This is a genomic window from Carnobacterium sp. (assembly GCF_032094055.1).
Classification (GTDB): Bacteria; Bacillota; Bacilli; order Lactobacillales; family Carnobacteriaceae; genus Carnobacterium_A.
Genome location: NZ_DAMDAK010000003.1, coordinates 37,472 through 45,785, shown reverse-complemented (window position 1 = coordinate 45,785; position 8,314 = coordinate 37,472). Strand labels below are relative to the sequence as shown.

Annotated in this window: 6 protein-coding genes and 1 pseudogene; all 7 read right to left on the bottom strand. The window is 36.6% G+C overall.

Going from position 1 to position 8,314, the window contains the following annotated elements; all coding sequences use genetic code 11:
- A pseudogene (locus RT405_RS01050) lies at positions 1-877 on the bottom strand (hypothetical protein); the annotation flags it as partial.
- Positions 878-901: 24 nt separating this feature from the next.
- Positions 902-1,564, bottom strand: a complete 663-nt coding sequence (locus RT405_RS01045) for an isochorismatase family cysteine hydrolase (RefSeq protein ID WP_313466838.1) — start codon at positions 1,562-1,564, stop codon at positions 902-904.
- Complete coding sequence (locus tag RT405_RS01040; protein ID WP_313466837.1) at positions 1,557-3,092, bottom strand: hypothetical protein; 1,536 nt, start codon at positions 3,090-3,092, stop codon at positions 1,557-1,559. Before RT405_RS01040 ends, RT405_RS01045 begins: the two co-directional genes overlap by 8 nt.
- Before the next feature lie 169 nt (positions 3,093-3,261).
- Positions 3,262-4,206: a carbamate kinase gene (arcC, locus tag RT405_RS01035; protein WP_313466836.1), complete on the bottom strand. Its 945-nt coding sequence runs from the start codon at positions 4,204-4,206 to the stop codon at positions 3,262-3,264.
- Positions 4,203-5,636: a DUF1116 domain-containing protein gene (locus RT405_RS01030; protein WP_313466835.1), complete on the bottom strand. Its 1,434-nt coding sequence runs from the start codon at positions 5,634-5,636 to the stop codon at positions 4,203-4,205. The genes arcC and RT405_RS01030 overlap by 4 nt, the downstream gene beginning before the upstream one ends.
- A gap of 17 nt (positions 5,637-5,653) precedes the next feature.
- A complete protein-coding gene (gene fdrA, locus RT405_RS01025) occupies positions 5,654-7,195 on the bottom strand; it encodes an acyl-CoA synthetase FdrA (RefSeq protein ID WP_313466834.1) in 1,542 nt (513 codons plus the stop codon).
- Positions 7,196-7,214: 19 nt separating this feature from the next.
- Positions 7,215-8,126 (bottom strand): DUF2877 domain-containing protein, encoded by a 912-nt coding sequence (locus tag RT405_RS01020; RefSeq protein WP_313466833.1) that lies wholly within the window; start codon positions 8,124-8,126, stop codon positions 7,215-7,217.
- Between the last annotated feature and the right edge of the window lie 188 nt (positions 8,127-8,314).

Sequence of the window (8,314 nt, the reverse complement as noted above, 5' to 3'; positions counted from 1 at the left end):
TCAACAGAGCAGGAACAAGTAAAGATAAAGTTGTAGGATACTCATCTCCTCCAACTGCAGCACTTTCTACATTATCTAAACTTTCTAAAAAGTCATAAATAGCTAGAGGAATGGCCGCTGCTAAGAATGGAGACAAGTAAGCAAAACCAGCCATTAAATGACCAATGGCAAAAGAAGGTGTCGACAATGAAAATCCTTGAACAGCTTCTTTAACAGTTGAAATATCCATATACCCTGTTGCCCAGGCTAAGATCATCCCAATAACAATAGCTAATAGACCTGCTGGTATATTTCCAGGCAGCTTTTTATGAGCGACCCAGCCAGCTAGAACAATAGTCAACGTCAACAAACCAATATAAGGAGTAGAAAATACTTCTCCCATCGGATTCATGGCGATGTAGGTTAGAGCTATACCTGCTAATGACCCTAATAAAGCAGTGCGGGGAATATATTTTTGAATATAGGGTCCTACAAACGCTCCAATTGTCATCACTATGCCTTGAACCACATTCCAAGCTAATGCTGTTGACCAAGCGAGTACCCAATCACCTGTTTGTGCATGCACAGGCAAAATAATCCCAAATGCTACAATAAAATAATGAGGTACACTAAGCCCATATGGCAAGGCAGTTACATCTGATCGGTTTTCTTTTAGCGACTTACGCCGTGCCTGTATAGCAAATATGATGCTTCCAATACCGATGGACAATGCTGCTGCAGGAACGATGTTGCCATAAATAATACTTGACGGCATATTAATAGCTGCTAATAAACCCACAGCTGCTAATAAATTCGTTAGTACGTTACTAAATAAACCAAAAAACCCGTTTGCATCTCCTTTAACTAACCAAGGAGTGCCCTTTGCTTTTTCTTTCATTATTGTTCACCTCTGCTTTATATATTAGTCTATCGAATTTAAAAGTTTTTTTGATTCTGTTGTCCAACCGAATATTCCACCTTGTTGATTGATCATTCGAATGGAATCTTCATGGTCTTGTTTATCGAATGCAGCACAACAGTCTTCCAACATTAAGCACTCAAAACCACGGTCATTTGCCTCACGAATGGTCGACTGCACACATACATGAGTTGTTACTCCTGCAAGGATTAAACTCTTAATTTTTTTATTGTGTAAAATACTTTCCAAATCAGTTTGATAAAAAGCTCCCTTTCCCGGTTTGTCAAGAACAACTTCGCCTTCTATGGGCTGCAGCTCATCAACGATATCATGGCCATATTCACCACGAACTAATATACGTCCCATAGGTCCTTCTTCTCCAATACCACCGCCGCGTTTTGATTTGCTGTCTGGCAGATCCGTCAAATCTGGACGATGACCTTCTCTTGTATGAATGACAAGAAGCCCTTTTTCTCTTGCTTTCTCTAGAACACGTTTAACATTAGGTATAATAGAGTTAGTTGTTGAAACATCATTTCCTAATTGTTCTCCAAAACCGCCTGGATATAAAAAGTCACGTTGCATATCAATTATAATAAAAGCTGTCGTTTCCAAATCAAATTCAAATGCATATGGTTTAGCTTGTACTGTATATTGTTTAGTCATAATTAATTCCTCCATTTTTGTTTTTATTTATTTTTTTATAAACAATGCCTAAGATGATACTAACTACTATATAACTAACTGCTGTTTCTCTACCAATACCAAACCCAACAGTTTCATAATGGATTAATCCAAAGAATGCAAAAATTGATCCGAGTAGTGCTGTTATTGCTGCATAATGAAATTTCTGATCAATTATAAAAGATAATATACTTGCCCAAAGCATACTGATTATAATAGCTCCAGAACTTAAAGCGATTAATCCGCCATATGGCAGACCCGCTTTTTCTATAACATCATAACCTGTGGTTAATGCATCCGTTCCAGCTGCGTTTAACGCATTCCCAATAATATTCTTTCCCCAATCTGCTAACCAAGGTATTAAAGCTAAGATGATTGCCGGAGCGTATTTAAGTTCAACTTCTTGAAAAGCTTGAGCACCTATCATAAGACCAATATAAATTAAAATTGGTAAAACAGCTGCAAGAGGAATAACAGTTAATAATAAAGAAATCATTCCTAACCAAGTAATCGCCAGAACGGCTACACCTGTTGCTATTGTATAGCCAATTCTTGCTCCCGCTTCTTTCCATCCTGGATGTCCAATAAATACGGCTGTGGGAAAAGGACTGCCAAATAAGCTTGCTAAGATGCTTGTACCTCCATCTGCTATCATAGTAATTGTGGTACTATATGAGTCACCTGCTACTTCAGCACTTTCTACGTTATCGATTGTTTCAAGCAAATTATAGATTCCAAGAGGAATAGCTGAAACAAGAAAAGGTAAAGCGTTAGAAAACCCGCTTATAATTCGATTAACTGAAAAAGATGGAAGTGAAAGTTTAACACTATTTATAGAACCTAATAGAGTGTCTAAGTCCATAACGCCTGTGGCCCAACCTATGATACTACCTACAATAATAGCAACCAAACCAACCGGCATATGAAAAGGAAATTTAACTTTTCCAAACCAGCCTAGTAAAATAATAACTAAGGATACTAGACCAATATATGGTAATTCGAATGTCTGCATGGCAGGTGCCATTGCTATAAAAGTAATGGATGCGCCAGCTAATGAACCTAACATAGCTGACCTCGGTATTAGTTTTCTAATCTTTGCCCCAAAAAGAGACCCCGCTAACTCAATGACACCTTCAATAAATCCCCAAGCTAAGCTAGCATACCAAGCTAAGTAGGGATCACCAGTTGCTCGGTAAGCAGGTCCCATGATTAGAAAAACAATTAAAAACATATGAGGCACGCTAGTTCCTGAAGGCAACGCTGTCACTGTATTTCTTTTTTCTTTTTTTGCCAATTGATAAGCCATCAAACTATAAATCATACTGCTTACAAAAATAGATAGTCCTACTGCTGGTAAAATTGAACCAAAAATTATTGTGGCGGGTATGCCTGTGCTTATCAGCAAACCACCCATAACAAGTAAATTTGTTAGATTGTTTGTAAATAATCCGAAAAAACCGTCAATATCTGTTTTTTGCCAGAGCTTAATATGACCATTAAATGATTCCATACCTTTTTCTCCTTCGAATTAGCTTGCACTATAATTCATATTTTTTGTGATTGGATAACCAATACACATCAATAGGTGTTAAGGTTCTCGTCTTTGTCTTATCACCCCCTTTTAAAATATAATAACGCTTATCTTATGATTAGTAGTTAGCTAATAATCGTATTATTTTTTATACCTCTGATTTATCATAAACAATCGTTCCGTCTAGCCCTAGAATAGCTTCTTTTGTCTTATCCATCGATGTAATAATCGCTTTTCTGCCATATTTAGACTTAACGAATTGTATCGCTGCTTGAACTTTTGGCAGCATACTACCACTTAGAAAGTGTCCTTCGTTCATCCATTTTTCTGCCTCGTTAACGGACATTTTTTTTAGGTTTTTCTGGTTTAATTTATTAAAATTTATCGCTACTTTATCAACTCCTGTTAGAAAAAATAAGTAATCTGCATCCAATTCTTGAGCTAAGTGTTGACTTGATAAGTCTTTATCAATTACAGCCTCCGCAATTACTAGACGGTCTCCATCTTCTACAACCGGGATACCTCCTCCGCCTCCTGCAATGACAATCATTCCTTCTCTTACTAATACTTTGATACTATCTTGTTCTACAATTTTAATAGGAATAGGAGAAGGAATCACCTTTCGATAACCTCTTCCTGAATCTTCTATATATTTGTCTCCTGTTTGTTTCGTCCATTTTTTTGCTTCTTTTTCTGTATAAAAAATACCAATTGGCTTAGTTGGAAAAAGAAATTCTTTATCATGTTTGTCAACTATTGTTTGAGTAACAATAACAACAACAGATTTTTCTATACTGCGTCTTTTAAATTCTTCTCTAAGAGCATTTTGTAAATGGTTTCCAATATACCCCTGGCTCATTGCCCCACAATCTGAAAGTGGCATCAAGGGTATGCTTTTCTGCTGCTTTGCTCCAAGTGCGAAAGCTTGCTGTATCATACCTACTTGCGGAGAATTACCATGAGATATGATGACATCATGTCCTTGTTCGATTAAATCTACAATTGAACTACTTGCTGTTTTTACTAGTTGTCGCTGCTTGGTTGGAGTGTCTCCAAAAATATGACCACCTAAGGCGACAACAATTCTGCTCATTCTATTGTTTCCTTTTCATATTTTTGAGTAAAAGCCAACAATGCTTTCTCAAAACACTCTTTTGGAGGATGTACGATACCTGCGCCAATTTGCCCAATTCCGGCTACTTTATGAGCCATTCCTGTGTTGATGACAGGCAACACGCCTGTATCAATGACTTTACGCAAATCAATACCTAAAGCTGAACCTCTGAAGTTTAATGGCGGAAGAGAATAATTGCTGTTTTCTCCAACTGTAATAGTATACATTTGTTCACTATTATGGATAGCATCATCTACATCGCCGCCTACAAACTGAACGATTGCAGGTGAAGCTCCCATTGCAAATCCGCCAATTCCCATTGTCTCTGTAATACAGCTGTCTCCTAGATCTGGTGCTGCATCTTCTGCGCTGAAACCGGGGAAAAACAGACCTTCTACAAAATTCGCTGGAGCAGTAAACCATTCGTTTCTATCTAATCCGCTGATTCTAATACCAAATTCCACACCGTTTCTTGCCATAGTTGTTACTATAGTAGAATCAGCTACACCATGACTAGCATCCAAAGCAGCCTTACATCCCGGCATTGATAGATTTAAGAAGTAATGTTCATTACCTTTTATAAAGTTTAACACCTCTTCTATCTCATCTTTAGCTAAATCAGTTTGCAGGAAGTAGCCGGATATTTCTCGATAGAATAAACTAGTAGAAGCCTTATTTCGGTTGTGGCACTCATCTCCCATATGCAACGCTTGAGCTGTAATAGATTTTATATCAATTCCTTCTTCAGTAAGACTTAGTGCTTTTTTAAGCGCTGGAGCATAAACTTCTTGCAACCATTTTAGGCGTTCAATCACTTCTGTTGAGTAAGCACCGAAGCGAAGAACTTTTCCAAGCCCTTCATTAACTGTACAATACGCTCTGTTTCCGTGAACAACGTTTTCAACAACATGTACTGGCATAGAAGATGAGACAATTCCTGCCATTGGTCCGACAGTATTATGTTCATTACAAGGCGCAAATTCTATCTCGCCAGCCTCAATAAGTTTTACAGCTTCGTTTTCGTTCGATGCTAAACCTTCAAAAATCAATGCCCCAATAATCGCTCCTTTTACTGGCCCTGCCATTCTATCCCATGTTATAGGAGGACCTGAATGCAGAATCAGTTTTGAATGCATACCTGGTATAACATCTAGAGCTAGTCCGATGTCTATCAAATATGGATGTGCTTCTTTCATTCTTTTTATTACTTCCTGATTCGCTTCATTGATTTTTTCATTGTCTACAATTAAATCTAAGGCATTTAAAAGTTTGATATTCCCTCCGGCAGGTGGTTGCCAATTAACCTGAACAGATTCTATATGTTGAATTTCCATTTCTTCGTTAAATTTTGCTGTTCCTATATTAATAACTTTTAAATCTTGACCAAATAATTTATTCTCTTTACTCAAATCAATCTCCCCCGCTTTCATATCAATCTCACTGCTATTTCTGCAGCTTGTTCATTACTATCCGCAATACAGATACTTAACTTTTCTAATTGTTTAGCTTGTTCTGAATAATCTTGTTTGTCGTCACGTGTACCACAAATGTAAGCAACTATCGGCAAGTGACGTCCATCTTCTTTTGCAATTTTTTGAGCTTCTTGTAAAGCTTCATAAGTTACGCCTACAGGGTCTTCATGAGAACCATAACCTAACTCAAAATCAAGTAACAAAACAGCTGTCTCCGGATCTCTTGCTTCTTCGATAATGCGTTCGTTTCTTAAAGAAGGTTCGATCATTGGGTGTGGTTTACCTTGCGTAAATTCATCGTCTCCCAAATCAACTAACGTGTTCCCTTGACTAACATGTACATCTTCAAGCTTTTCGTTTTCTCTTTTCGCAACATTACTTTTTATTTCATCAACATGAGATCTGATTACTGTTAGTGTTTCTGAAGTAAGTGTCCCTCCGCAAAATAGACCGCGAATGTATTTTTGAGAAGAACTCATTTCTTCTTTCTGCTTCTTGATCCATTCATTTTGTTTATCACTGATTTCTTCAGCCTGCTCTCTATCAGGATTGCCTAATGCATTTACAGCTAGTACCGCTCCTTGCTTCAGTGTTCCTGCGAATGAAGCTCCAACGCTTTCTGCTTCTGTTGCGTCACCATCTAAAAAACAAACAACTACAGGTTTTGTCATTGATTTTATTTGTTCCATAATTTTGTGTTGAACACTTGCTGCAGGAGGCTTAGAAACCAAGACAATGACTTTAGTATTTTCATCTTTTTCAAGAGCCTTCATTCCTTCAAGCATCATTATTCCACCAATTGATTCTTGCAAGTCTCTCCCGCCTACCCCGATCGCTTGCGAAATGCCTTCTCCTAACCTATCAATTTGGACACTTACTTCTTGCAAACCTGTTCCTGAAGCTCCTATTAACCCTATATTTCCTGATTTAACTTTGTTTGCAAAACACAGTCCTACATTATTAATGATCGCTGTCCCACAATCAGGTCCCATCACGAAAAGACCTTTTTCTTTTCCTAATTCTTTTAATTCTCTTTCTTCTTCAATTGTTACATTATCACTGAATATCATGACATTAAGATCCTTATTCAGAGCTTTGCGTGCTTCTCGAACTGCATAGTTTCCTGGTACAGAAATAATTGCTAAGTTTGCATCGGGCAATAAGTTCAACGCTGATTCTGTATTTTCTGTCGTTGTTCCCCCGTTCTTTTTCTTACTGCCTTTTTTTGCATGTAACTCTTTTTCTATCTCAGCAAATACCTCGTCTATACTCTCTTTATTAACTGCGTCTATAGCAATAATCAAGTCATTCTCAGATGCATTTTTTGCATCATCCGTTAATAAGCCGATGTTTTCTAATAATTCTTTATTCATTTGAGTTGACATAGAAACAACTGCTTGTTTTACACCATCTAATTTGCTGATATTTGCTGATAAAGACATTAATGTCACTGAATCATGATATGCGTTTTTTTCTATCATTACTTTTGAAACCATTTTTTTGCCTCCCATATAACTAATTCATTTGTTTATAAGCGAAAATTACCCCTATTAGCATGTCTGTTCCAGATGTAGCACCTATTTTTAAAAATGGCCCTAAATAAGTAGATAAATCTTTTTCTTTATGATGTATAAGCAAATCACCAAGAGCTTGATTCATGTATCCATTTACACCATTTTCGAGCATAAAAGCACTGATCACAGTCGTTTTCTTTTTAGCATTTTCAATCCAATTACTTTCTTTAAACTGTTCTATTAAAGGGCTTTCAAAAAATCCCCAAACGGCTAAGCAACCAAGTATGAAATCATCACCTGTTGGCGTCAAACCTAGTCCTAGTCCAATCAGCCTATAACTATGTTTTAAAACTGCACTCTTATCATTATTTTCTACAGCTTCGCTCATTTTTTTTATCGCTTGAAGATAAGATTTAACATATACATTTTCATCTTCATTTGCGTTTGGATTTTCCATTGAGTATTTGTCCCAAGCAGAGACTAATCCACTATCTTTTCCTTGTTCTTTAATGAATTGGTAAACTTTATTTGAAAAACCGTTATTGAATATCTTCTCGCTTGCATTCTTTTTATTTATTTTTGTATCGCTGAAAACTGCATTTTTGTAGTTCCATTCTATTTGTTTTATTTCTATTGTAAAATTTTCAGATAATGTTACTGAATCACCAGGTGCTATCTTGCTTTTCATTAACTCAAATAGATAGTTATCTTCCGTTTTCATCATCCATGGCGAAGAGACGACTTCGTCAAGAGCGAGTGTGAGCAGATTATTCCTATCGGAAGATAGTACATTGATGACCGTATTAAAAATACTATGAACCGTTCCAATTAAGGCATGTGCTTCTTTATTTCCTAACCAGGTCACTAATTGTTGATCTATAGTCGTTATGCTTCCTTGACATTGCTGAGACAATCTTCTCACCTTTGCTTTTTATTTATATTCTTTAGTCTTAAAATAAGCAATTGAATTCCTATAAGTTTCTTTTTTCTCCCTCCTTTACTTTATTAAATAGATATATTAATCTATAGACATTAGTATAATTACCCTTTTCTATTCTCGTTTCTTTTCTTATGGGTTTATTGTAGCAAATATTGTAAGGG